This is a genomic window from Rhizobium ecuadorense (assembly GCF_001187535.1).
GTDB classification, from domain to species: Bacteria; Pseudomonadota; Alphaproteobacteria; order Rhizobiales; family Rhizobiaceae; genus Rhizobium; species Rhizobium ecuadorense.
The window spans coordinates 1-236 of the sequence record NZ_LFIO01001194.1 but is presented as its reverse complement, the minus strand read 5'-3'; the positions used below and the strand labels follow the sequence as shown (position 1 = coordinate 236).

The 236-nt window shown below is 55.9% G+C and carries 1 protein-coding gene; it reads left to right on the top strand.

Features of this window, described 5'->3' with window-relative positions:
- A partial coding sequence (locus tag AF337_RS25440; RefSeq protein ID WP_244471311.1) for an ABC transporter substrate-binding protein occupies window positions 1-236 on the top strand: 236 nt, incomplete at both ends.

The following is a 236-nucleotide window of genomic DNA, read 5'->3' as shown; positions in this document are numbered from 1 at the left end:
CCAACAAGGATTTCCGCATCGGCCTCAGCTACGCCATCAACCGCGAAGAGCTCAACCAGCTGATCTATGCCGGACAGGCCAAGCCATATCAGGCAGCACCGCGTGAAGGCACTGCACTCTACGACGAGAAGATGGCAACCCAGTATCTGGAGTATAATGTCGATCTCGCCAATCAGTATCTCGATAAGGCCGGCCTTACCAGACATGACGCCGAAGGCTATCGCCTCGGTCAGGAC